At 58.8% G+C, this 23,676-nt stretch carries 19 protein-coding genes and 1 pseudogene; 10 read left to right on the top strand and 10 right to left on the bottom strand.

The features are described from left to right. Positions 1 to 17: 17 nt before the first annotated feature. From KW848_RS12725 to KW848_RS12710, 4 genes are all read right to left on the bottom strand, one after another. A complete protein-coding gene (locus tag KW848_RS12725) occupies positions 18 to 812 on the bottom strand; it encodes an ABC transporter substrate-binding protein (RefSeq protein WP_218537026.1) in 795 nt (264 codons plus the stop codon). Positions 813 to 856: 44 nt separating this feature from the next. Next, positions 857 to 1,927, bottom strand: coding sequence for an isopenicillin N synthase family oxygenase (locus tag KW848_RS12720; protein ID WP_218537025.1), 1,071 nt, complete (start codon positions 1,925 to 1,927; stop codon positions 857 to 859). 14 nt (positions 1,928 to 1,941) lie between these two features. Beyond that, positions 1,942 to 2,793 carry a sugar phosphate isomerase/epimerase gene (locus KW848_RS12715; RefSeq protein ID WP_218537024.1) on the bottom strand — a complete coding sequence of 284 codons (852 nt, stop codon included), beginning with the start codon at positions 2,791 to 2,793 and terminating at the stop codon, positions 1,942 to 1,944. A gap of 415 nt (positions 2,794 to 3,208) precedes the next feature. After that, positions 3,209 to 3,784 carry a TetR/AcrR family transcriptional regulator gene (locus KW848_RS12710; protein WP_218537023.1) on the bottom strand — a complete coding sequence of 192 codons (576 nt, stop codon included), beginning with the start codon at positions 3,782 to 3,784 and terminating at the stop codon, positions 3,209 to 3,211. Between the two features lie 146 nt (positions 3,785 to 3,930). Between KW848_RS12710 and KW848_RS12705 the strand changes: the two genes are divergently transcribed. The 4 genes and pseudogenes from KW848_RS12705 to KW848_RS12690 all read left to right on the top strand — a co-directional run bounded on the left by KW848_RS12705 (position 3,931) and on the right by KW848_RS12690 (position 7,884). After that, complete coding sequence (locus KW848_RS12705) at positions 3,931 to 5,052, top strand: alkene reductase (RefSeq protein ID WP_218537022.1); 1,122 nt, start codon at positions 3,931 to 3,933, stop codon at positions 5,050 to 5,052. 51 nt (positions 5,053 to 5,103) lie between these two features. Further along, positions 5,104 to 5,892 (top strand): SDR family oxidoreductase, encoded by a 789-nt coding sequence (locus KW848_RS12700; protein ID WP_192408243.1) that lies wholly within the window; start codon positions 5,104 to 5,106, stop codon positions 5,890 to 5,892. 47 nt (positions 5,893 to 5,939) lie between these two features. Beyond that, positions 5,940 to 6,808: pseudogene (locus tag KW848_RS12695) on the top strand (alpha/beta fold hydrolase). Positions 6,809 to 6,885: 77 nt separating this feature from the next. Continuing rightward, positions 6,886 to 7,884: an NADP-dependent oxidoreductase gene (locus tag KW848_RS12690; protein ID WP_218537021.1), complete on the top strand. Its 999-nt coding sequence runs from the start codon at positions 6,886 to 6,888 to the stop codon at positions 7,882 to 7,884. 300 nt (positions 7,885 to 8,184) lie between these two features. Here KW848_RS12690 and KW848_RS12685 read toward each other — a convergent pair whose 3' ends face one another. The 4 genes from KW848_RS12685 to KW848_RS12670 all read right to left on the bottom strand — a co-directional run bounded on the left by KW848_RS12685 (position 8,185) and on the right by KW848_RS12670 (position 14,430). Continuing rightward, positions 8,185 to 11,205 carry an EAL domain-containing protein gene (locus KW848_RS12685; protein WP_218537020.1) on the bottom strand — a complete coding sequence of 1,007 codons (3,021 nt, stop codon included), beginning with the start codon at positions 11,203 to 11,205 and terminating at the stop codon, positions 8,185 to 8,187. Next, positions 11,193 to 12,356, bottom strand: coding sequence for a substrate-binding domain-containing protein (locus tag KW848_RS12680; protein WP_256365151.1), 1,164 nt, complete (start codon positions 12,354 to 12,356; stop codon positions 11,193 to 11,195). Before KW848_RS12680 ends, KW848_RS12685 begins: the two co-directional genes overlap by 13 nt. 231 nt (positions 12,357 to 12,587) lie before the next feature. Then, positions 12,588 to 13,391 carry a putative hydro-lyase gene (locus tag KW848_RS12675; RefSeq protein ID WP_218537242.1) on the bottom strand — a complete coding sequence of 268 codons (804 nt, stop codon included), beginning with the start codon at positions 13,389 to 13,391 and terminating at the stop codon, positions 12,588 to 12,590. A gap of 91 nt (positions 13,392 to 13,482) precedes the next feature. Beyond that, the gene (locus tag KW848_RS12670) at positions 13,483 to 14,430 is read right to left on the bottom strand and encodes a LysR family transcriptional regulator (RefSeq protein ID WP_008145748.1); all 948 of its coding nucleotides are present in this window, start codon (positions 14,428 to 14,430) and stop codon (positions 13,483 to 13,485) included. 266 nt (positions 14,431 to 14,696) lie between these two features. Here KW848_RS12670 and KW848_RS12665 point away from each other — a divergent pair, with 266 nt between their 5' ends. The 3 genes from KW848_RS12665 to KW848_RS12655 all read left to right on the top strand — a co-directional run bounded on the left by KW848_RS12665 (position 14,697) and on the right by KW848_RS12655 (position 17,801). Continuing rightward, positions 14,697 to 15,959, top strand: coding sequence for an OprD family porin (locus tag KW848_RS12665; protein ID WP_256365165.1), 1,263 nt, complete (start codon positions 14,697 to 14,699; stop codon positions 15,957 to 15,959). Positions 15,960 to 16,095: 136 nt separating this feature from the next. Continuing rightward, positions 16,096 to 16,311, top strand: coding sequence for a molybdopterin-binding protein (locus KW848_RS12660; protein ID WP_008145745.1), 216 nt, complete (start codon positions 16,096 to 16,098; stop codon positions 16,309 to 16,311). A 263-nt stretch (positions 16,312 to 16,574) separates the two neighbouring features. Next, positions 16,575 to 17,801: an RtcB family protein gene (locus tag KW848_RS12655; protein ID WP_218537019.1), complete on the top strand. Its 1,227-nt coding sequence runs from the start codon at positions 16,575 to 16,577 to the stop codon at positions 17,799 to 17,801. 74 nt (positions 17,802 to 17,875) lie between these two features. Here the strand turns inward: KW848_RS12655 and KW848_RS12650 are convergent, their stop codons facing one another. Next, positions 17,876 to 18,589: a cupin domain-containing protein gene (locus KW848_RS12650; protein WP_218537018.1), complete on the bottom strand. Its 714-nt coding sequence runs from the start codon at positions 18,587 to 18,589 to the stop codon at positions 17,876 to 17,878. A 40-nt stretch (positions 18,590 to 18,629) separates the two neighbouring features. Then, positions 18,630 to 19,487: a GNAT family N-acetyltransferase gene (locus KW848_RS12645; protein ID WP_218537017.1), complete on the bottom strand. Its 858-nt coding sequence runs from the start codon at positions 19,485 to 19,487 to the stop codon at positions 18,630 to 18,632. A 243-nt stretch (positions 19,488 to 19,730) separates the two neighbouring features. Here KW848_RS12645 and KW848_RS12640 point away from each other — a divergent pair, with 243 nt between their 5' ends. From KW848_RS12640 to KW848_RS12630, 3 genes are all read left to right on the top strand, one after another. Further along, positions 19,731 to 21,203, top strand: coding sequence for an aldehyde dehydrogenase (locus KW848_RS12640; RefSeq protein ID WP_218537016.1), 1,473 nt, complete (start codon positions 19,731 to 19,733; stop codon positions 21,201 to 21,203). A 459-nt stretch (positions 21,204 to 21,662) separates the two neighbouring features. Then, positions 21,663 to 22,331 carry a haloacid dehalogenase type II gene (locus tag KW848_RS12635; RefSeq protein WP_111452599.1) on the top strand — a complete coding sequence of 223 codons (669 nt, stop codon included), beginning with the start codon at positions 21,663 to 21,665 and terminating at the stop codon, positions 22,329 to 22,331. A gap of 45 nt (positions 22,332 to 22,376) precedes the next feature. Further along, on the top strand, positions 22,377 to 23,651 hold the full coding sequence (locus tag KW848_RS12630) for an FAD-binding oxidoreductase (protein WP_111452598.1): 1,275 nt from the start codon (positions 22,377 to 22,379) through the stop codon (positions 23,649 to 23,651). The last annotated feature ends 25 nt before the right edge of the window (positions 23,652 to 23,676 follow it).

The following is a 23,676-nucleotide window of genomic DNA, read 5'->3' as shown; positions in this document are numbered from 1 at the left end:
ACTACAAGGACACGTTCTTAGTGGGCAGTCGGTTCTTCCAAGCCATATTTCTTAAGAATAGCGGCGTATTCACCGCTCTTTTTCGTCTCCTCGAAGGCTTTTTGCACGGCCTGGAATGTTTCGTCGTTACCTTTCTTGACGAAGATACCGAGGGTTTGTTGATAGATCGGGTGTTCGGTGGTGATCACTACCCGGCCATTGGTTTTTTCCGCGATCATTTTTGCAGCGCCAGCGATTTCAACCTGGGCCTGAATGTTTTTGGACAACAGGGCCTGGGTCACTTCGGGCGCGGAAGGGTACTCGCTGACGGTGATGGCGCCTTTGTTATTTGGCACGCAGTACTCATCGGAGAGCTTCTTGAATTCCTTGACCCAGGTCGTGCCCTGTTCCAGGCCCAGTTTCAAGCCGCACAGGTCTTCAGGTTTTTTCGCATTGATCTCGCTGCCCTTGGGCACCATGACCGCGGCACCGGTGTTGGCATAGGCGATGGTCTGGGCCTGAGTCTGGCGCTCCGGTGTGATGTACATGCCGGAAATGACCGCGTCGTATTTGGCGGAGTTCAGGCCCAGGATCAGGCTCGGGAATTTGGTGTCGATGAACTCCACGTTGGCGTTCATGTGCTTGGCCAGGGCGGCTGCCAGTTCCGGGTCTGAGCCCACCACGTTTTTGTCTTTGTCATAGGACTCAAAAGGAGGGTAGGTGATTTCCATGCCGACCTTGAACGTGTCTGATGCGGCCATGCTCAACGAGGCACCGAGCATACCGGCCGCCAATACAGCCAAGCTCAACAGGTTTTTATTATTGTTTTTCATCTTTACTGACTCCGGCGTAGGTAAGGGGTAACTGAAAACTTCAATCAGGACGGTTGAGCCTGATTTTTCAAATGTCCGAAACTGGCGGGCTTGCGTGCCTTGCCTGGCAGTTGAACGTCCCCATTGGCCACCCTTTGACGCAGATACTGATAGGTCTGCAGTGCCTGGCCGTACATGTGTTCGCCGATCGTGATTTCTTCGTAGTCGTTGCCTCCCTGGGTGAACCCGGGCAGCGGTTTGATCTGGGTGTGATAGTCGCAGGCATAAAACAGTGGAAAGGAATAACGCTCCTCCTTCACGCTCCGCACCCGGTGCGCAGTGGCAACGAATGCGCCTGCTGTCATCACTTCCAGCATGTCGCCGATGTTGACCACAAAGGCGTCGGCCATCGGTGGTGCATCGATCCATTGTCCAAGGTTGTTCATCACCTCAAGGCCTGGTTTGTCGGCCAGGAGGATGGTGAAACACTCATAATCAGTATGGGCGCCAAGACCCGGTGCGTCATGGGCGGCACCGTCGAAGGGATAGTGGATCAGACGCAGCTTGGACGGCGGGCGGGTGACCAGGCTGTCGAAGTAGTTTTCTTCCAGGCCCAGGGTCAGGGCAAAGCCGCCGAACAGGCGCCGGCCCAAGGCGAAGATCGCTTCATAGTAGGCCTGCACCGACGCCTTGAAACCTGGCAGCTGCGGCCAGTCGTTGGGCCCCAGCAATGGGGTGTTGGTCAGCACCAGCGGATCATCGGCCGGGACTTCGAAGCCGACGTCGAAGGCTTCCTTGTGGTCCGGCTTGCCTTTGGAATAGACCTCTTCGCCTTCGGGCACAAAGCCCTTGTGGGTTTGCGAGGTGCCGATGTAGTGCCGCATCTTGGTGTCGAAGGGCTGGTCGAAAAAGTCCTTGGCCGCCTTGCGCAGGTTGGCGATCAGTTGCGGGTCGATACCGTGATTGGTGATATAGAGGAACCCGACTTCGCTGGCGGCGCGCCCCAAATGTTCGGCCACTGCCAGGCGGTGCTCCAGTTCGACGCTGAACAGACCGGCGATGTTGACCACCGGGATGCTATTGAAGTTGGCTTTGTGTGTGTCAGTGCTGGCGCTGTTGTTTTTATCATCAGGCATAACGCATCGGCTCCCTAAGGATGGCTTGAGTGGTGGAAACGCTCGAAGTGTTCGCGCTCGGTCTGGCCCATCCACACGTTCAATGACCACAGATCGGCGACCGGGACATTGGTGAAGGGCAAATGATGCAGGTAGCCGTCAGCGCCGAATTCCGGGGTCAGGGTGCTGACCTGGTAACTGCGGGCTTGCTGCGAGCGCCAGATGCTTTCCCAGTGCTGCTGATGGAAAGCCAGTTCTTTTGCATATTCGGGAGCCGCCGGGTGCGGAACCTGTGGGCCCTGGTCGTAACCGACCCGTGCCTGGATATGGTGAACCCGCTCGATGAAAGCGCTCAAATCATCGGCCGGGTCGTTCAACAGACGCTCGCAGGTCACGACCCAATGGCTGATGTCACTGGTGAACAACAGATCGGGCAGTTGCCGGATCAACTCCAGGGTCACCCAGGGGTTGAACAGCGAACGCGAGCGGTGAGTTTCGAAACTGCAGACCTGGCCGTGCTTGCGCGCCAGTTCCAGCGCCTGGCCAAAAAACTCCACTTGTTGTGGCAAGGACCAGCGGTCATTGCCCGCCAGTACGTTGACGAAACGTGGGCCGAGCTCGGCAGCCCAGGCGAGTTTCTGATTGAGGTCATTGAGGTGGACGGCAGGGGTCGCCGACTGCTCCGGCAGCACATCGTACGCCGTGAAAACCGTGCTGATGTAACCCAGGCGATTGGCGTGGAGAAAGGCGGCGAACTCAGCCCGTTCACGGGCGTCCAGTGGCAGACGTGCTTCCATTCCATCAAAGCCCGCCTGCAGAAGCTCTTCAAGCGCCTGGGCCTTGCTGGCGGTGTAACCCCACAGCGTGCGGAAAATTTCCAGCTTCATCGGTGATCCTCAAAAATCCTCAGGCTTACTGCAAAAGCACTTCGACAAAGCCAGCCGGCGCTGCCGTGGCTGGTTCGCTGTGGAGCCGATGTTAGGCATAGGCGGCGGGGTGGAAGAATCCGAAATTTCAAATGAATACTTCAGACTTTCGTCAACAAATAGCTAGCTATTTATTGCGTTTTTCAAGGAGGATTTTATGAGCGAGTAGTTGTCTACGCTGGCTATTAGCGAGGGGTGCCACTGTTGCGGCATCATTTTGAAGAGTCCCAAGCGAGACTGGGGCGTTAATGGTCCGCTTCTGGGGTGATAGCCGTTTGTGGCGAAGGGCAGCAGTCCACCCAATGCTGCCGGTGGCGGCAGGCAGAAAACGGTGAAAAGTAGACATTTATTCGTGTCGGCCAAAGACGAAATGAACCTACGATTGAATAGATAATGATGCGGTCATCTTCGTGTGACACACCGCCAGAATTTCATCCGCCAACGCCGAGTCGTCAGGACAGGCGCGCGATAACATGATCGCACCGGCCGCGCGCGCCAACAGGTCGATCACTTTCTCCCTAGCCTCACCCGCTGGTGCATCCGGCCCGGTCGGGTATTTTTCGCCGAGAATTTGCAGCGTGCGCTCAATGCCCTCAGCGAATGCTGACTTCACATCGCCGGACTGACGCGCAGCGTCGCCGCACAACGCTGCCATGGTGCAACCCGTGGCGCGCCCGTCGCGATGATCCCTGGACACATACACATCGATGAAATCCTTGATGCTCAGTGCTTCAGCGCTGATCAGCGATTGCGCAAGGCTGTTGGCCGAGGCCTCAGCCATCAAGTCGGCCTTCGAACCGAAATGTTTGTAGAAACCGCCATGGGTGAAACCGGCAGCGGCCATCAAGTCGGCTACGCCGACACCGTCAAAACCGCGTTCGCGAAACATGGCCGAGGCCGTTTCGACGATGTGCTCCCGATTGGCCTGGGCCTGGGCCTTGCTCACTCGCATGTTCGATACCTCGTTACCGCTGGAAATTCGTGGGTTGATGATACATGGATGTTGATCATAATCAAAATTGTTGACAGTTTAGATTTCGATCATCATCCTAAATGCCGGCGATATGAAATTCACCAACGGGCACGGAACAAACACCCATGAGCGACCAGAATCTGTTTACCCCTTACACGCTTGGCACGCTGAAACTGTCAAACCGCGTGGTTCTCGCCCCGCTGACGCGCAATCGCGCCGGAAAAGGCTTTGTACCGAGTGAATTTGCTGCTGCCTATTACAGCCAGCGAGCCAGCGCGGGCTTGCTGATTTCCGAAGCCTCGCAGATATCCCAGCAGGGCCAGGGCTATCAGGACACACCAGGCATTTACACACCGGCTCAGATAGAGGGATGGCGCAAGGTGACCGATGCCGTGCACGCCAAGGGCGGGAGAATTTTCCTGCAATTGTGGCATGTGGGCCGTGTTTCCCACGTCGATCTGCAACAACACGGCGCGGCGCCGGTAGCCCCTTCCGTGCTTCGTCCCGCGACCAAGGTGTTCGTCAACAATCGCTTCGAGGACGTTTCCGAGCCGCGAGCATTGGAAGCTGACGAATTGCCGGGCATCGTCAACGATTTCCGCCAAGCGGCGGCAAACGCCATTGCGGCAGGCTTCGATGGCGTGGAAATCCACGGTGCAAACGGCTATTTGCTGGATCAGTTCATCAAGGACGGTTCCAACCTGCGTACTGATGCGTACGGCGGCTCAATCGCAAACCGTGCGCGTCTGCTGCTGGAAGTGACGGCTGCCGTGGCCGCCGAGATTGGTGCTGATCGCACGGGCATTCGCCTTTCGCCTGTCTCGCCGGCCAATGGTGTCTCGAGCCGTGATCCGCAGGCTCAGTTCGATTACATCGTCGATCAACTCAATGCTCTGGACATCGTTTATCTGCACGTCGTCGAAGGCGCGACCGGTGGACCTCGCGACGTGGCGCCCTTTGATTTCGGCGCCTTGCGTCTGCGCTTCAAGAACACCTACATCGCCAACAATGGCTATGACCTGGGCCTGGCCACGGAAAGCCTTGCGCATGACAAGGCCGACCTGATCGCCTTTGGCCGTCCTTTTATCGGCAACCCTGATCTGGTGGAGCGGCTCAAAACCGGTGCGCCACTGTCCGCCTTTGACCCTTCCACGCTCTACGGCGGCGGAGCGGCGGGATACATCGACTACCCGACGCTTGGCGAATCCAGCGCTGTCGCGAACCAGGCACAGGCTGATCGGGCCTGATTTTGATCGTGCATCCAACCCATTCATGTTCCCGAAAAAAGAGCTGACATCATGACTACTCGTCCTACCGTTCTCATCACTGGCGCTTCCACCGGCATCGGCGCGGTTTATGCCCAACGTTTCGCCCAACGCGGGCATGATCTGGTGTTGGTCGCCCGCGACCAATCGCGCCTGGAAACGCTCGCCGCAAGGTTGCGTGACGAACACAGCGTCGCCATTGAGGTGGTTCCGGCCGACCTGACTCAACTCAGCGACCTGCACACTGTCGAAGCGCGCCTGCGGAATGACGAGCGCATCGGCATCCTCGTCAACAATGCCGGTGCCGCGCAGTCCGGCACCTTCATCGAGCAAAGCACCGACAGCGTTGCGCAGCTGGTGGCCCTCAACACCACTGCACTGGTGCGACTCGCCAGCGCCATCGCGCCACGCCTGGCCAAAGCAGGTGAAGGCGCGATCATCAACATTGGTTCGGTGGTGGGCCTGGCGCCTGAATTTGGTATGTCGGTCTATGGGGCGACCAAGGCGTTTGTGCTGTTCCTTTCCCAAGGCCTGAGCCTGGAACTTTCGCCTCTGGGTGTTTATGTGCAAGCCGTATTGCCCGCCGCCACCCGCACGGAGATTTGGGACCGCGCCGGTATCGACATCAACACCTTGAGCGAAATCATGGAAGTGGATGACCTGGTCGATGCCGCACTGGTCGGCTTCGACCGCCGCGAACCGGTGACCATTCCTCCGTTGCAAGAAGGCGAGCGCTGGGATGCCCTGCAAACCGCACGTCAGGGTCTTTTGTCGCAGATCAGACAGTCCGCCGTGGCACCACGCTATTTGACTCAAGTCTGAACCCTGTCGAGCAGGTCGGCCTCGCCCCGCAATCGGACGGAATAAACATGACTCTTTTGGCTAGAAGCAATCATCCAGGTTCGCAGTCGTCATTTATCAACGCGGCGAACCAGTCGGTCCTGGTTGGCGGGATACCTTTCGCCTATCGTGATCAGGGACCCAGAACGCAGGTCCCGCTGGTCATGTTCAATCATTGGGGGGCGGTGCTGGATAACTTTGACCCCAGGATCATTGACGGTCTGGCAAAAACCGGCGTGTCATCACCACCGATTACCGCGGTATCGGTGGCTCGGGTGGCGCCGCGCCATTGACCGTCGGTGAGATGGCTGACGATGGCATCGGCTTTATTCGTGCGTTGGGTTTGGACAAGGTTGACCTGCTCGGCTTTTCACTCGGAGGCTTCGTCGCTCAAGACATCGCCCTGAAAGCTCCCGAACGCGTGCGCAGGCTGATCCTCACCGGAACCGGCCCGGCCGGCGGCACAGGCATCGACAACGTCGGCTCGGTGACCTGGCCGTTAATGATCAAGGGTCTGCTGACGCTACGAGATCCCAAGTTCTACCTGTTCTTTACCACCACGGCCAACGGACAACGTGCTGCGTCCGAGTATTTGCAACGATTGAAAGAGCGCCGGCAAGACCGGGACAAAGGCCCGACACCCCGCGCGTTTTTACGGCAATTGAAAGCCATTACTGCGTGGGGCAAGCAAGCGCCGCAAGAACTCGGTCGCCTGCGGATGCCGACGCTGATAGCCAACGGGGACAACGACATCATGGTGCCCACTGTCAACTCGCTTGAGCTGGCAAAGCGAATCCCCAACGCGCAACTGATCATTTACCAGGACGCCGGGCACGGCAGCATTTTCCAGCACCATACCGATTTCGTGGCCAAGGCTTTGGCGTTCCTCGACGGCTGACAACCTGAACGTCGCATCGCATCAACGTTGCCGGGGCCGTGCCCCATTCTCATTCCACCGACAAGAGCAGCTGCAACATGAAGGCATTTTTTATCGACCGCTACGGCAAGCAGAACGGAATGATTGGCGAAGTGCCCGATCCTGCGGTCGGTGCGCATGACGTGCTGATCCAGGTGCATGCAACGAGCGTGAACCCGTTGGACTCGAAGATCAGAACCGGGGAATTCAAACTGATCCTGCCCTATACATTTCCATTGGTATTGGGCAATGACCTGGCGGGTGTGGTCGTTCGCACGGGCTCGGCGGTGAAGCGATTCAATCCAGGAGACGAAGTCTATGCACGCCCTCCCGAGGATCGGATCGGGACGTTTGCCGAACTGATCGCCGTGAACGAAAACGCGCTCGCGATGAAACCCTCGAACCTTGACATGGCCGAAGCGGCGTCCGTCCCCTTGGCCGCCTTGACGGCCTGGCAGGCGCTGGTTGAGACCGCCCAGGTGAAAAAAGGCCAGAAGGTGTTGATTCATGCCGGATCCGGCGGTGTCGGCACGTTTGCCATCCAGCTCGCCAAACACCTCGGCGCCTTCGTTGCGACGACCACCAGCACGGCGAATGTCGAATGGGTGAAGGCGCTCGGGGCGGATGTGGTCATCGACTACAAGCAGCAATATTTTGCAACCGAATTGCACGATTTCGACGTGGTATTGAACAGCCTGGGTAACGATGTACTGATTAAATCAGTCGAAGTTCTCAAGCCCGGTGGGCAGCTCATTTCCCTCTCCGGACCACCGACAGCAGAATTTGCCCAAGAGCAAGGCTTGTCCTGGATGCTACGGCAAGTCATGCGCCTGCTGAGCAGCGGTATTCGTAGAAAAGCCCGCAAGCATGGGGTGAGCTATGCATTTTTGTTTATGCGTGCCGACGGGGTGCAACTGCAAAAAATCACCTCGCTTATCGAAGCGGGCGTCATCAAACCGGTCATCGATCGTTCCTTCCCTTTTGAATCGACAGCAGAGGCGTTGCGGTACGTCGAGCAGGGCAGATCAAAAGGCAAAGTCACCATAACAATCAAATAAGCGCACGACACAAAATGTCCGTAGATAACGTGCATGCCGCCAAGTATCAGACTCCAGCGCCTGAACCAGAGGAGCAGCCACCGCACAACAGGCACACACAGGAGCAGTTGCAACCGGAAGTCGCACCTCTAGAAAAGCCGGTAATTATTTGGCGTAGCTTGATGCTTGAGCAGTAACGAGAAATGATTGAAGCCGCTCCTCAATCGAAACAATGCTTACATCGCCACAAGCTCGTAGCGAATGGCAAGTTTGCATCAAAAGCGGATGTAGGCCGAACGTCCGCTAATGGCCTGCGCAGTATTAATGCCCCGGCATTGGACTGCTTGGGCGTTTTACATCGCGTTTTCGCCTTGCCGAGTCAGGGCTCGCAATGCGGCTCGGTTGAGGCAACCGAGGTGTACGCAGTAACAGGCTGATTTCTTCTGCGCTGACCGCTTTGCTGAAAAAGTGGCCCTGAATCTCATCGCAGCCGTTTTCACGCAGGAAGGTTTGCTGCTCTTCGGTTTCGACACCTTCGGCAATGACCTTGAGGTTCAGTTTGTGCCCCAACGAAATCACCGCGGTGGCGATGGCTTTGTCGTTCTCGTTGTCGGGCAGGTCGCGCACGAAAGACTGGTCGATCTTGAGTCTCGCGATCGGAAAGCTTTTCAATGCTGCGAGGCTGGAGTAGCCGGTGCCGAAGTCGTCGATCGAGAGGCTGATCCCCATTGATTGCAGTTCCTTCATTTTGCTGATGGCTTGCTGAAGGTCTTGCATGATCAGGCTTTCGGTCAGCTCCAGCTCAAGGTACATCGGGTCCAGCCCGGTTTCTTGCAAGGCATGCATCACCCGGTCGATCAGGTCCCTTTCGACGAACTGGCGTGCAGAAATATTCACCGACATGGTGATCGGCGGCCAGCCCGCATCCTGCCAGGCCTTGTTCTGTCTGCACGCGGCATGAATCACCCAGTCGCCGATGGGCACGATCAACCCGGTTTCTTCGGCCTGCGAAATGAATTTGATGGGAGACACGATGCCGAGTTCGGGGTGCTGCCAGCGGATCAGTGCCTCTACGCCGATAATCTGGCCTGACTGCAAATCCACCTGTGGCTGGTACAGCAGCAGGAACTCGTCATGGTTGAGTGCGTTTCGAAGCCCGTCTTGCATGGCGAGCTTGCCCTGAACCTTGTTATTCATCTCGCTCGTATAGAACTGGTAACTGTTGCGACCCAGTTCCTTGGCCCGGTACATGGCGGCATCCGCGTTGCTGAGCAACGTGTCGGTATCGCTGCCGTCGGCAGGGTAGGTGGCCAACCCCATGCTGCAGGTGACGTGGAGTGTATGCCCGCTGAGTTGAATCGGTCGCAGGATGGCTTCCTGGATTTTGTGCAGGGCTGGAGTAACGCCGTCGAGGTCTGAGGGCTGGTCGAACAGGATGATCACAAACTCGTCGCCACCCAGTCGCACGACGGTGTCGGTGCGGCGTACGCACTCCAGCATGCGCTGGGCGACGGTTTTCAGCAGTTCGTCTCCAGCACTGTGTCCAAGGCTGTCATTCACCAGTTTGAATTTGTCCAGATCGAGAAACACCACCGTCACCAGGCGGTCGTAGCGCTGGGCATAAAGCATCGCCTGCTTGAGACGGTCTTCGAGCAGTGTGCGATTCGGCAGCCCGGTCAGTGCGTCATGGTCGCCCATATAGCGAATGCGCTTTTCGGTAAGCTGGCGTTCTATCGCAATACCGGCAAGCGGTGTCGCCATGTCAATCAGTCGCGTCTCGGCCGAGCTGGGGCTGCGTACGGTATTGGAATACAAGGCAAACGTCCCCAATACCTTTCGCTCATGGGACAGAATCGGCGTCGACCAGCAGGCTCGAAATCCATAGGGCGCAGCGGCTGAACGGTACGCTTCCCACAGCGGATCCAGCTCGATATCCGTGACGATGACCGGTTCTCGTCGATACACCGCGGTGCCGCATGAACCGACGTTCGGACCGATCGCAATCCCGTCAATGAGCTGGTTATAGGCTTTCGGCAAACTGGGGGCCGCCCCGTGCAGCAGGTGTTTGCCATCCTCATCCAGCACCAGGATGGACACCATCATCCCCTTCAACTGGGACTCCACCAGGTGAGCCAGGCTGTCGAGGACTTCTGCCAGCTCGGTGCTCCTGGCGATCAACTCCAGGACATGACGTTGTCCGGCACGGATCACGGCTTCTTGCTCCAGTCGGCTGTTTTGCAGCGCGAGCCGCTCTGTGGCGATACTCAATTGGACCGTTCTTTTTTCCAGTTGAAGTCGGTCTTTGAGGAATTGATTCACCGCGCGAGCCATGTTGCCGATCTCGTCTTTCCCATGTTCTGCCATCATCAAATGCGTTTTGTCAGTGTGTTCCTGACGCAATTGCCGGCTTATTTCATTCAGACGCATGAGCACATGACGGCCCATGAAGACCCGGGTCACGAACCAGGCGAATACCAGGCTGGCGCCCAACATGATCAGCACCCATTGCTGGCTACGATTTGAGGCTTCGACCAGGCGCTGCAGGGCTTCGCGATAGTCTTCGGTGTAAGCGCTGGATTGCGCACGGGCCACCGCGACCAGAACCCCAGCCTCATTCTTCAGTTCCTCATTGAAGCGCTGTATGACGTTGTGCTGATTGATGAGCTTCAGGCGCAGGGAGAAGAGATCAGGTGTCTTCACATCCGCGCCGGGTAACTGGCCTGCGGTGCGTGACAGGCGCTCATATCGGATCCGCAGCCGTTGCACGGCATCACTGTCAACAGCCTGCGGCAGATCGAAAAGTAACACCGCCAGTTCGAGGCTGGCCTGGGTCTGAGTCGCGGTTAACCGGGCGGTGTGATCCTCCATGGTTTGTTCGAAGGTGACCTCGGTTTGCAGCAGGCCTTCTCGCAGCTGAGCAACGATGTTGGCGGTATTGCGGAACATCTGACTCGACTGATGCATGTCGAGTATCGCCACGCCACTGTTCGCGGCAGTCAGCTGCTGCACCAGTTGATCAAGGGCTTCAAGCTGTTCGACAGTCGCCGCATAGCTTGAACGCAGGGTGTCGGGGGAGCGGGTTGTCAGGAGCTGATCGGTCTGGCGTTCGATCAGCAAGGTACGCTGCAGCATGTCTTGCCCATCTTGCATGCGGACCAGTCGTTCATCCGTCAACTGGCGGGTGGCGTTGTTTGACGTGCGCACGGCGTAGACCGCCGTTGCACCACTCGCCAGGATCAGCAGCGCCAGCGTCAGAAACGCCAGTGTGAACTGTGCGCGTAGCGATTGCGGCAATAGTCGGCGTCCGAGCCGGGAAATAACGTCCAATGTCATGGATTCCATTGGTGGCGATAGATGTCTCGATAGCCATTGTCAGGGTCGTACTGGAATTTCTTCCCGCCGTCGAAGGCAATATTGTCGGCATTGACCAGGTGAATCGGCGCGACGAAGCCGCTCACCGGCTGACCTGCAAACAGCCGGTTCAATTCATCCATCACTTGCCAGCCATGCAGGTTGAGCGGCTCGGCCACGGTGACGGTCTGGTAGGTTTTTGCCTGGATGCGCAAGAAAGCCGAAGCGCTGCCATCGCCGGCAGACAACAGACTGATGCCGTCGCTGGGTATTGCGGCGTTGGTCAATGAGGCAATCGAGTAGTCGAAATAGATATCGTTGATAGCCAGCGTATGGGTCCAGCGCTTGCCATAGCGCTGAAGCAGCTCCTTGGTGATCGCCGGCATCTTCTCGCCACTTTCGGAGATCGCGACATCGCGCACTTCCAGTAACGTACATTCCTGACAGGCCCGAATGACGTTTTCCATGGCCTTGGCTTTCGCCATGGCGATGCTGTACTTGGAGTCGGTCAGGATGACCACGCCGGCGTGTCCGTTTGACTGTGCCACCGCCGCCATGGCCGTGAGGCGAGCCACTTCGAGCGGATCGGTCGTGACGTTCATGGCCACCGGCGTGCCGTCAATCGGCCCGGGCCGTGCCCCGGCGTGCCAGCCAACCACCGGCACATCCCTGTTGGCGAAGAGGATCAGTGCGGCATTGTTCTCAAGGGCATCGGAACCGCACAGAATGAGGCCGTCGGGTTTCGCTGCCAGGGCATCGGAAAAGGCCTTGGCGCGTCCGGCCGATGATCCAGCGCCGTCGAATATCTTCAGCGTCCAGCCCATCGCCTTGGCAGCCTCGCGAGCACCTTGCGCGACACCGACAATTCCGCCGTTACGCAAATCTTCTGCGACAAAGGCGATGCTCTTGCCCGGCAGGGCTTGCGGGCCGGATTCAGGGCCGCTCCAGCGAACGGCTTCGAGGGTGGCCCTGGAAACGATTTCCTGCGCTTGAATCACCGTAACCGTGGCGTTTTCGATACCCACTGTGGTTGGCAGGTTCTGGCCGAATCCGGGCGTTGCGGTGAAAAGACAGAAAACCGTAATTGAAGCGATCCAGAGTAGCCCGGGTCTGGAGTCGATGGCGCGATCAAAGTCTGGCATGGCGTCCCTTTTTGCCAAGAGTGCAGCGTTCACTGTCCGAAAGGATAGTCGGTTCTGCTGTCATCCGGTCTTTTGTGGGCAAAGTGCGCGAACTTTAGTCCTGAACATTCAGGAAACGGGACAGGGTCCATGGCACAAAACAAGGGACGAAGGCCAATTGCATCGTTGACTACATTGAGTGGTTTTACAAGGCTTCGGCACAATCCACTGAACTCAAGCACACCCACGCCTTTACAAAGCGCTGTTGTACAAATCCGTCACCAGCATGCAACCGGGGGCGTGGGTGATGCACAGCGGCGGGCGTGAGGCCTGCACCACCGATTGAGGTGTCACACCGCAGGCCCAGAACACCGGTATTTCGTCAGCTTCAATGGGGACGGCGTCGCCGTAGTCCGGGGTGTCGAGCGCGTGGATGCCGATCAGCGACGGATCGCCGATGTGCACGGGAGCGCCGTGGACATTGGGCATGCGTGCGGTGATTTGAATGGCCTGGATGGCGGCAGCGGCTTTCATCGGCCGCATGCTCACCACCAGCTTGCCGCCGAGGCGAGCGGTGGGGCGCGTGTCGATGTTGGTCTGGTACATGGCGACATTGCGCCCCAGATCGATGTGCTTGAGGGGGATGCCGGCATCCAGCAACGGTTGTTCGAAGGAGAACGAGCAGCCGATGGCGAAGGCTACCAGGTCATCCTGCCAAAGATGCTCGATATCCAGCGGTTCTTCGTTCAGTTCGCCATCGCGATAAACCCTGTATCGGGGCACATCATGGCGAATATCAATGCCTGCTCCAAGATTGCGGAAATAAGGATCGCCCGGTTCGGTAATGTCGAGCAGCGGGCAGGCTTGACGATTGAGGGTGCAATACCTGAGAAACTCATTGGCCCAGTCACTGGGCAAAATCACGATATTGGCTTGCACCCGGCCTTGGCCCAAGCCGCTGGTGTGACCCTGATAGTGCCCGGCGGCGATGCTTTGGCGCAGGGCCAGAGGAGTGCTGCGCTGCAGTTGTTCGAAGGACAGGGCGGGTTGATTCATCATGGCGTCTCGGCAGGTTTGTTGAGCCTTTTTAGAAAACCGTGGTGATGCCGTCCAACAAGGAATGTTGTTGCCCCCAGACAACTAAAAGTTATTCAGGGGGCAGTCGGCTGTCGAGGCCCGGTGCCGCCACCATAAGTAACGGACCGACATCCGCAGCGTATTGGCAGACCACCTGGCGGCTCATCTCGACGATGTTCTCGATCAGTTCCAGTCCGACCCCCGCGCGCCAAGAGGCCACGACATCCAGTTGCGGCAAGCGGCTGCCGGGGTCCAGCTGGATCAACTCGCCGCTGGCCAGGGGTTTGGCCACCAGTGCCGCCGGCAAGGCGCCAATACCAAAGCCGTCACGAATCAGCCGGGTCATGGCCGACACCGAGTTAACGCAACTGACGCGCGGTGCGCCGATGCCATGGGCGTGCAACAGGTTGAGCACATCCTGATGCGGTCGTGAATGTTTGACGAAGGTGATGATGCGCTCGCCAGCCATCTCGGTGAGCGAGGCATAAGGTCGGGCGTAGATGGAGTTGCTGGCGGCGATCCAGTGCATGGGATAGTGCGCCAGTTCGAGGTTGCGCACGCTTTCGTGGCGGATCAGGTCTGTCTGGAAAACGATGTCCAGATAGCCCTTTTGCAGTTGCTCGCAGAGATTGCGCGCGGCGTCGGCAGTGATCTCGATTTCCACGGCAGGGAAGGTCTGCATCAGGGTCGACATCAACGGGCTGAGCCAGGTGTGAATCACCGTATCCATCACGCCAATGCGCACCAATCCCTGCTGCGGGCTGGTGTTGTCCAGCGAGTGTTTCAACGCACGCTGAACCTCGAGCATCTGCTCGGCATAGTCGAGCACCTTGAGACCTTCAGGCGTCAGCGACACCCCGCGTGAATCGCGCACGAACAGGCGCAGGCCCAACTCGTCTTCCAGCGCGGCGATCCGGCTGGAAATCGCTGCCTGAGTGCTGAACATTTTCTCGGCGGTCAGGCTGAAGCTTTGCAAGCGGGCGACCCAGACGAAGGTTTCGAGGAATTTGAGGTTCATGGCGGTTCCCTTGGCGCTTATGGCTCTTGTAATGAAGGGGCGAGTTGCAATTGTTACTCCAGAGTCCGCCATCGCGGGCATCAAATTTTCTTATGCATAACCTCGTCTTTTTCCCGTTTGACGCCGTTCTGCCCCTGCACGAAGAATCCGCCCCACGACGTAGATCGCTGCGTCCGCCCCCCACGACAACGCCTTCACAAAAAAATAATGAGGCGTGTCCGTCATCTTCGTTTGCTGCCGCAGGAACCTCTTCCATGGAAAAAATCATGACTGTCCACGTGCCTTCAAAAGCGGGGCGTACCCGACCATTCAAGGGGTACGCCCCGGCTGGCACATTGCTCGGCCTGAGCCTGCTCTGTGCCCCGGCCGCTCAGGCGGATTTCGTGGCGGACAGTAAAGGCAGCCTGGAAGCGCGCAACTTCTACTTCAACCGTGATTTTCGCCAGGACGGTTCGCGGGACAAGGCCGAGGAATGGGCGCAGGGTTTTCTGTTGCGGATGGAGTCGGGTTACACCGCCGGCACGTTCGGTTTCGGCCTGGATGTTTTGGGCATGGCCGGTTTCAAACTGGACTCCGGTGGCGGGACGGCGGGTACCAATCTGTTGCCACCGGATTTATCCGGCGGCTCGCAGGATCGCTATGGCGAGTTAGGCCTGACCGGCAAAATGCGCGTGTCCAACAGCACCCTGAAATTCGGGACATTGCAGATCAAGGACCCGGTGGTGAGCTCCAACGATACCCGCCTGTTGCCGAGCACGTTCAAGGGCGGCCTGGTGAATGTGCAGGAAATCGATCGTTTGAAGCTCACGGCCGGTCAGCTCACGCAGATCAATTTCGTCGACTCTACCGACTACCAGGACATGACCGCCAACCGCATCGGCGGGCAAAGCGACAAGTTTCAGTTTGCCGGGGCGGACTATCAGTTCCTGCCGAACCTGACCGCGCAGTACCGCTACGGCCAGTTGGAAAACATCTACCAGCAAAATTACCTCGGGCTGGTGCACACGCTGGATCTGGGCTCCGGCCAGTCGCTCAAGAGCGACGTGCGCTATGCACGCAGCACCGAAGACGGCAACTTTCGTGATATCGACAACCAGGCCTTCGGTGCGTTGTTCACCTATAGCCTCGGTGGTCATGCGCTGGGCGTTGGCTATCAGCGCATGAGCGGCGACGATCCGTTTCCGTATATCGGGCGCAGCGACCCGTACCTGGTCAACTTCGTGCAGATCGGTGACTTCGCCAACATCGACGAGCACTCCTGGCAGGCACGCTACGACTACAACTTTGTCGCACTCGGTGTGCCGGGGTTGACCTTCATGACGCGCTACATCTCTGGCGACAATGTGCAACGCACTGCGCCGGGTGAGGGCAAGGAATGGGAGCGCAACACCGATATCGCTTACGTGGTGCAGGACGGTTCGTTGAAAGGGTTGGGTCTTAAATGGCGCAACGCGTCAGTGCGTTCGAACTTCGGTAATGACCTGGATGAGAACCGCCTGATCGTCAGCTATACCGTGGCGCTGTGGTAGAGGCTGGGCGGACTTGATATTCGATACAGGAATAAGCAAATCGATATTTATTCCTTTTAATATTGATTCGTGAGGTTCATTTTGAAGGCCTGCACATCCGTGCGGATGTATTCGACATCAGACAGGAAGCCTCTTCATGACCATCAAAGCGATCAACGTCCGCAACCAGTTCAAGGGTGTCATCAAGGAAATCGTGACAGGCGAAGTGGTCTCCGAAATCGATGTGCAAACCGCCTCCGGCATCGTCACCTCGGTGATCACCACCCGTTCAGTGCGCGATCTTGAATTGAAAGTGGGGAGCGAGGTGATTGCCTTCGTCAAATCCACCGAAGTATCGATCGCCAAGCTCTGAAAGGGTGCCTGTTCGTCACTTCAGTAGAACTCACAAAAAACGCCGCTCACTGAGCGGCGTTTCTGTTATCGGTGCTGACAGGAGAAAAGTGTCGGCGGTTGTTTCAGGTGTCCCTTTCTTCCGCAACGTAGGAAAATCAAAACTGGCACGTCGGCGGCTATACCTTTCCCAACAGGCGACCGCCAATGCAATTGCACCGACCTTTATCACCCCAGGCGCCAGACCAACGCCGAACAATCGGCCAAAAGAAAAGAATCAAAATCATGCAAGCACATACCTACCAACTGCTGGAAGTCGCCAACGGCAAACCGATCAAGCTGTGGACCGAAGGCGTCCCGGTGGAACACGAAGCCAGACAGCAATTGATGAACACCGCCAGGATGCCATTCATCTTCAAGCATCTGGCCGTGATGCCCGACGTACACCTGGGCAAGGGTTCGACCATCGGCAGTGTGATTCCCACGGTCGGCGCGATCATTCCAGCCGCCGTCGGAGTGGACATCGGCTGCGGGATGATCGCGGCGTGCACGTCGCTGACCGCCAGCGATTTGCCGGACAACCTGCATGGCTTGCGTTGCGCGATCGAGAAGGCGGTGCCCCATGGCCGCACCATTGGCCGCGGCGTTCGGGACAAGGGCGCCTGGGACAGCGTTCCGCGTGAGGCGGACCGGGCCTGGGCGGCACTGGACTCGCGGTTCAAGGCGATCACCGACAAGTACCCGAAACTCGCCAACACCAACAACCGTGGGCACTTGGGCACGCTCGGCAGCGGGAATCACTTCATCGAAGTGTGCCTGGATGAAACCGACCGGGTCTGGTTCATGCTGCACAGCGGTTCCCGTGGCGTCGGCAACGCTATCGGCAACCTGTTCATTCAAATGGCGCAGGCGGATATGCGTCAGCACCTCGCCAATCTGCCGGATCGTGACCTGGCTTACTTTAAAGAGGGCAGCCGGCATTTCGATGACTACGTCGAAGCGGTCGGTTGGGCCCAGGATTTCGCCAGGCAAAACCGTGCATTGATGATGCAAGCGGTGATTCAGGCGACCCGAAAAGTGATCAACAAACCTTTTGAGGCGGCGCTGGAAGCGGTGAACTGCCACCACAACTACGTGCAGAAAGAGCGACATTTTGGTCAGGAAATTCTGGTCACCCGCAAAGGCGCGGTATCGGCGAAGAAGGGCGAGTTGGGGATTATTCCGGGATCGATGGGCGCTAAAAGCTTCATCGTCCGCGGGCTGGGGAACGAGGAGTCGTTCTGCTCCTGCAGCCACGGCGCCGGCCGCGCCATGAGTCGCACCAAAGCGAAAAGCCTGTTTACCGTCGAAGACCAGATCCGTGCCACCGCCCACGTGGAGTGCCGCAAGGATGCTGCCGTCATCGATGAAATTCCGATGGCTTACAAGGACATCGACGATGTCATGCACGCCCAGCGCGAGTTGGTGGAAGTGCTGCACACTTTGCGGCAGGTGGTCTGCGTAAAAGGATAGGAAAAAGGGGCACGCGTTCATCGCCGCAGCAGTGGAGCGTGCCCTATACAAACTGTCGCGCACTCAGGAAGACACTACTTCACCGCATAGAACTTGCGCACATACCTCGTACTTTTCCACGCGCATGGTGCCCCTAACGCCACAAACACGCTGTCGCCGGTGTTGACCTCCACGCTCGTTCCGTCAGGCGCCAGCAGGGTGACACTGCCTTCGATCAGGTTCATCAGTTCATGGAGTTTGTGGGGCCGGGCGTGACGCTCGTACGGTGTCGAATCCCAAACGCCGACGCGCAACCGGGTGGCGTCGTCTTCGAAGGCATTGTGTGAGCGGCACTGCGGCGTCGGTCCGATCAAAATCTGCGGTTCCGGTGCGGCCGACGGCGAAAGCATGTCCAGCGGGTCGAGCGCAGTGAGGCCGGGTGTCGGCGGTGCGGTGGGGCTGGTGACTGCACAAAAGGCCCAGTACGTATCAGCGTTGGCCTGGAGTCGCAGTGATGTACCGCGACCGATCACGGCACCGGCGCCGACACCCAGTGCCAGCGTTTGCTCCTCGGATTGCAGCACGACGTGGCCGGCGTGGACCACGATCACTTCGGTGTGCGGAAAATCATCGCTATCGAGCGTTCCGCTGATGTGCACGATGCCCGCTGATACGCCATCCGGGCCGTTGTAGGCCACCTGGCGACCGTCCTTGAACGGATCGAAGTCACCCAAAGACGCTGCTGTAAAAGACGTGGTGACGCGGCTGCCGTCGGCGCGAGCCAACAGCAGAACGGTAGGTTCAGACATACGGGTGACGCTCCATAAAAAAGACGGTGAGGGATAGCGATCAGCCGATGGCTTGAGTCACCACAGCGAACTGCTGGACGCCATTGGCTGTTTGCGGCGGCGTGCCCTTGGCCATTTGCGCCACGGTATCGACCGGCTTCAAACCCGCCGAATCGAGCCATTCGGCCAGGCCGCTGTCTGCCGGGATGTCGATTCGCACGAAGGTATCCGGCACTTGCGCAAGCAGAACGGCGATCAGGTGTTTGGCTTGTTCGAGGTTTTCGGCGACCACCGGGCCGATGCAACGACCACGGCCGAAAGGGCGCAGCAAGGCGAAGGCGCGTAGCTGGCCGTCGCGTTCGATCCCCACCGAATGCTCGACCACCTCAAACAGATCGGCGAGCACCGCTTTGCGATCCAGCCCGCTGCCGGCATTGGCCAACGCCAACACACGAGCCTGATCCGCCGCGTTCAGTGCACGGCAATGTTCGCCGTCGGCCAGTGCGGTGGGTGCAGGTGGATTGGCGTTGCCCTGATGCTGCTGAATCCGGCCGAATTCGACAAAGCCCTGGCTGGCGTAAAGCGGTGCGCCGGCCAGTGTGGCGTTGAGCATCGGGGTGCGTGACTGGCAGGCGTCCAGTGCCTGTTCCATGAGCTTGCGGCCGATGCCCTTGCCCTGATAGTCATCACTGACGATCACCAGGCCAATGGTGGTGAAGCCGCCTTGGGGACAAGCGAATGCCGTGCCGATCAGACGCTCGCCATCGAGCACCACAAAGCCGTCGCTGACCCGTTGCAGCATCGCCCAGTCGTCCAGGCGATGAGGCCACTTCAACTCCACGGACAAGGCATGGGCCGAGGGCAGGTCGGCGGCCGTCATTGGCCGATAGACATAAGCAGGTCGTTGCAAGGCGGACATGGCGAGTCTCCGTTGGACAGTGTGCGCGAGCGACCGGATTTCCGGCGCGATGGTGCCTGTATCCCATCTGTGTGAAGGCCTGACAAGGGGGGCTGAAGCATTCGGCAGATTCCGCAAGCCCGAGGCCGGCAGACCACACTTACTACTTAAATGCACCGCAAGGTCGGCAGCAAATGCCAGGGCTTTTTTTCTACGATGGAGGCCAGAGTTCACGACGCCTCGTCCCTTGTTTTGGAGTGCTCCATGGATAGCTTTGATCCCCGCCTTATTGCTGTGCGCAGCGCTCACTTCATTGCTGGAAAGTACCGCAATGCACAACCCGGGCTTGAGGTGGCGCGCCCCTCTGACGGCCAGGTTTATGCCCAGTTGCCAATCGCCGATGCCGACCTGGTGGATGAAGCGGTCACGGATGCCTGGCAGGCGTACAGTCGCAGCGACTGGGCCAGCCGTCCACCCCGGGAGCGGGCGCGGGTGATGCGCCGCTGGGCCGATCTGATCGAGGCGGACGCCGCCATTCTGGCTCCGCTGGAAGCCGTGGGCTCGACGCGGCCTCATAAAGATGTGATCGCCTGGGACATTCCTTATGTCGCCGAAGGCATTCGCTTCTTCTCCGAACTGGCGGACAAGCATGGCGGCCACGTCGCGGCGACCCAGAACGATCGACTGGGCATGCAGATCGCCGAACCTTACGGCGTCATTGCCGCCATCGCACCGTGGAATTTCCCCTTGAGCATGGCCTCCTGGAAAGTGGCCCCGGCGTTGGCCGCCGGTAATGCCGTGGTGCTCAAACCTTCGGAGCTGACGCCGTTCTCCAGCCTGCGCTTTGCCGAACTGGCGCTGCAGGCGGGCATTCCGGCGGGGATTTTCAACGTCATCCAGGGCGATGGCCGCGTCACGGGCGATGCCTTGTGCCGCCATCCGCGCGTGGCCAAGGTGACGTTCACCGGGTCCACGGCGACCGGGTCGAGCATCATGTCGACCTGCGCGCTGGTGGGGCCGAAACCGGTGACACTGGAACTCGGCGGCAAGAGCCCGCAACTGGTATTCGCCGACGTACCGGACATCGCCAAAACCGCGCGCACCGTGGCGCTGGCCATTACCGGCAACGCCGGGCAGGTGTGCGTATCCGGTTCGCGGTTGTTGATCCAGCGCTCGATCATGGAACCCTTTCTTGCGCATTTGCAGGCATATTTCGAGGAACTGCGCCCGGGTCCGACCTGGTCATCCGAGAGCACGTTGTCGCCGATCATTTCCCGACTGCAAGCCAGCCGAATCGACGGCATCGTCCAGCGCTCGCGTCAGGCCGGAGCTGAAGTGCTGACCGGTGGCGGGTTGTTTGAAGGTCTGGGCGGGGCTTATTACCAGCCGACCTTGCTGACGGGGCTGGACAATGACAACCCGGCCGTCTGCGAAGAAATCTTCGGTCCGGTGCTGACGGTGCAGGCATTCGATGATGAAGAACAAGCCCTGAACCTGGCCGCGCACGCCACCTACGGCTTGGCGGCGGGCGTACACACCGCCGACATCAATCGCGCCCTGCGTCTGGTCCGGCGACTGGAGGCGGGGACCGTTTGGGTTAACCGTTACGGGCGCAGTAACGACTACATCCTGCCGACTGGCGGCTACAAACGCTCCGGCATCGGCAAGGACCTGGGGCGCGAAGCGTTCGAAGCCAATTTACGCTTCAAGAGTGTGCTGATCGATATCGTCCAGTAACACAAATCCCCCTGTGGGAGCGGGCTTGCTCGCGAAGAGGGAGTGTCAGTCGACATCAATGCTGCCTGGCACATCGCCTTCGCGAGCAAGCCCGCTCCCACAGGATTTCAGCAGCCTCTAGATCACCACCCAAACGGGCGCTTACTTCGGTAAGCGCCCGTTTTCGTTCAGCCCGGCGCAGGTTCTGCGGCAGACCGGTGCGTGATTGGGCCTTGCAGGGCTATAAAGGCCCATAAGAGCGCATAAATACGGGGTTTGCCCAAGGCTTGTGCGCGCCGCAAAGTCTGCTGAGGGCGGGCGTTAAAACGGTGGTTTGTATCAAGCGAAGGTCGCTTTTAACGCCATCTGCTGATTTCACAGTGTTGTAATGACGGTGTGCTGCAGCGCTGCATCACAGCTTCGGTAACGGAGCGAATGCTTGTCACGCCATGACCTCAACGAACTTCAGGAACGCACTCAATGAGCTTTCTTCGCCCCAAATTCATTACGTTCGACTGCTACGGTACGCTGACCAACTTCCACATGGGCACGATGACTCGCGAACTGTTCGCCGATCGCGTGAAGCCCGAGCAGATGGATCAGTTCGTCAAGGACTTCTCGGCCTACCGCCTGGACCAGGTCATGGGTGACTGGATGCCGTATGACGAGATTCTCAAAACCGCACTGGCGCGGACCTGCAAGCGCTGGGGCATCGAATACCGTGACGAAGGTCAGCTGTATTACGACGCCGTGCCGACCTGGGGTCCGCACCCCGATGTGCCGGCCGGCCTGTCGAAAATCGCCGACAAGATCCCGTTGGTGATTTTCTCCAACGCCAGCGACAGCCAGATCATGTCCAACGTCGACAAGCTCGGCGCGCCGTTCCACAAGGTTTTTACCGCCGAGCAGGCTCAGGCCTACAAGCCGCGTCTGGCCGCGTTCGAGTACATGCTCGACAACCTCAACTGTGGCCCGGAAGACATCTTGCATGTGTCTTCCAGCTTCCGTTATGACCTGATGTCGGCCCACGACATGAAGATCAAGAACAAGGCCTTCGTCGCCCGTGGCCATGAAGTCCCGGCCAATGCTTTCTACGGCTACCAACAGATCGCCGATATTGGTGGGCTGGCGGCGCTGGTAGGTCTCTGAGTCGAACGGTAACGGCATTCTTCATTTGGCATAGGCGGGTTAGACATGGGCAGTGAATCCTACTGGCTCGACACCGCACCGGCGTTCAGCGGTGCACAGCTCGGCGCATTGCCTGGGCAGGTCGACGTGGCCATCGTCGGTGGTGGTTTCACCGGCTTGGCGGCGGCCCGGGCGTTGGCCTTGAAGGGCGCCAGTGTGGTGGTGCTCGAGGCCGGAAAGGTCATCGGTGAAGCGTCGGGGCGCAATGGCGGCCAGTGCAACACCGGCGTTGCCCAGGACTACGCCGGGCTCAGCGCCAGCCTCGGCGCTGACAAGGCGCGGGCTTATTACCAGGCTTACGAAAGCGCGGTGCAGAGCGTGGTGTCGCTGGTGGAGCAGGAGCAAATCGCCTGCGACCTGATCCGCAACGGCAAGCTCAAACTGGCGGCCAAGCCGATGCACTACGAGGGCCTGGCACGGACCTGCGATCTGATTCGCAAGGAAGTCGATGCCGACGTCGAGTTGCTGACCGCCGAGCAGACCCGCGCGGAAGTCAATTCCGCCCAGTTCCACGGTGGCTTGCTGCAGCGCAACGGCGTGCAGATGCATGTCGGGCGCTTCGGTGTCGGTTTGGCCGAGGCCGCCGCCCGCCAGGGTGCGTTGATCCATCAAGGCACCTCGGTTGTGGACTGGAAAGCCCAGGCCGGCGGTTATCAGGTCAACACCAGCAAAGGATCGCTGCACGCCGGTCAGGTGCTGCTGGCCACGGGCGCTTGCCAGCACGGTGGCTTGGGTTGGTATCGGCGGCGGATCGTGCCGGTGGGCAGTTTCGTGATTGCCACCGAAGTCCTTCCACCGTCGCTGATCGAGCAGTTGTTGCCGGGCCGCCGCGCCTATGTCACCAGCCGCATGATTGGTAATTACTTTCGTCTCACCCCGGACAATCGCCTGCTGTTTGGCGGCCGTGCGCGGTTCGCCATGTCGGACAGCGTCAACGACGCCAAAAGCGGCAAAGTGCTGCAAGCGGCGATGGTGCAGATGTTTCCGCAGTTGGCCAATGTGAAGATCGACTACTGCTGGGGCGGGCTGGTGGACATGACGTCCGACCGCTTGCCTCGGGCCGGTCAGCACGGCGGTGTTTATCACTCCATGGGCTACAGCGGCCATGGCGTGCAGATGTCGGTGCACATGGGCCAGGTCATGGCCGATGTCATGGCCGGCAACGTCGAAGCCAACCCTTGGCGTGAACTCGAATGGCCGGCGATTCCCGGGCATTTCGGCAAACCGTGGTTCCTGCCATTCGTGGGCGCTTATTACCGTTTCCAGGATTATTTGCATTGAGTTGATGTTGTGGCGTCACCGTCGT

It is taken from the genome of Pseudomonas sp. PDM25, from assembly GCF_019219045.1.
Classification (GTDB): Bacteria; Pseudomonadota; Gammaproteobacteria; order Pseudomonadales; family Pseudomonadaceae; genus Aquipseudomonas.
The sequence above is the reverse complement of the archived record's forward strand: the minus strand, read 5'-3'. Positions and strand labels throughout refer to the sequence as shown.

Bases quoted from the DNA above. Each gene is read 5' to 3' on its own strand.
- KW848_RS12725 (WP_218537026.1), bottom strand. From the start codon at position 812: ATGAAAAACAATAATAAAAACCTGTTGAGCTTGGCTGTATTGGCGGCC.
- KW848_RS12720 (WP_218537025.1), bottom strand. From the start codon at position 1,927: ATGCCTGATGATAAAAACAACAGCGCCAGCACTGACACACACAAAGCC.
- KW848_RS12715 (WP_218537024.1), bottom strand. From the start codon at position 2,793: ATGAAGCTGGAAATTTTCCGCACGCTGTGGGGTTACACCGCCAGCAAG.
- KW848_RS12710 (WP_218537023.1), bottom strand. From the start codon at position 3,784: ATGCGAGTGAGCAAGGCCCAGGCCCAGGCCAATCGGGAGCACATCGTC.
- KW848_RS12705 (WP_218537022.1), top strand. From the start codon at position 3,931: ATGAGCGACCAGAATCTGTTTACCCCTTACACGCTTGGCACGCTGAAA.
- KW848_RS12700 (WP_192408243.1), top strand. From the start codon at position 5,104: ATGACTACTCGTCCTACCGTTCTCATCACTGGCGCTTCCACCGGCATC.
- KW848_RS12690 (WP_218537021.1), top strand. From the start codon at position 6,886: ATGAAGGCATTTTTTATCGACCGCTACGGCAAGCAGAACGGAATGATT.
- KW848_RS12685 (WP_218537020.1), bottom strand. From the start codon at position 11,205: ATGGAATCCATGACATTGGACGTTATTTCCCGGCTCGGACGCCGACTA.
- KW848_RS12680 (WP_256365151.1), bottom strand. From the start codon at position 12,356: ATGCCAGACTTTGATCGCGCCATCGACTCCAGACCCGGGCTACTCTGG.
- KW848_RS12675 (WP_218537242.1), bottom strand. From the start codon at position 13,391: ATGAATCAACCCGCCCTGTCCTTCGAACAACTGCAGCGCAGCACTCCT.
- KW848_RS12670 (WP_008145748.1), bottom strand. From the start codon at position 14,430: ATGAACCTCAAATTCCTCGAAACCTTCGTCTGGGTCGCCCGCTTGCAA.
- KW848_RS12665 (WP_256365165.1), top strand. From the start codon at position 14,697: ATGACTGTCCACGTGCCTTCAAAAGCGGGGCGTACCCGACCATTCAAG.
- KW848_RS12660 (WP_008145745.1), top strand. From the start codon at position 16,096: ATGACCATCAAAGCGATCAACGTCCGCAACCAGTTCAAGGGTGTCATC.
- KW848_RS12655 (WP_218537019.1), top strand. From the start codon at position 16,575: ATGCAAGCACATACCTACCAACTGCTGGAAGTCGCCAACGGCAAACCG.
- KW848_RS12650 (WP_218537018.1), bottom strand. From the start codon at position 18,589: ATGTCTGAACCTACCGTTCTGCTGTTGGCTCGCGCCGACGGCAGCCGC.
- KW848_RS12645 (WP_218537017.1), bottom strand. From the start codon at position 19,487: ATGTCCGCCTTGCAACGACCTGCTTATGTCTATCGGCCAATGACGGCC.
- KW848_RS12640 (WP_218537016.1), top strand. From the start codon at position 19,731: ATGGATAGCTTTGATCCCCGCCTTATTGCTGTGCGCAGCGCTCACTTC.
- KW848_RS12635 (WP_111452599.1), top strand. From the start codon at position 21,663: ATGAGCTTTCTTCGCCCCAAATTCATTACGTTCGACTGCTACGGTACG.
- KW848_RS12630 (WP_111452598.1), top strand. From the start codon at position 22,377: ATGGGCAGTGAATCCTACTGGCTCGACACCGCACCGGCGTTCAGCGGT.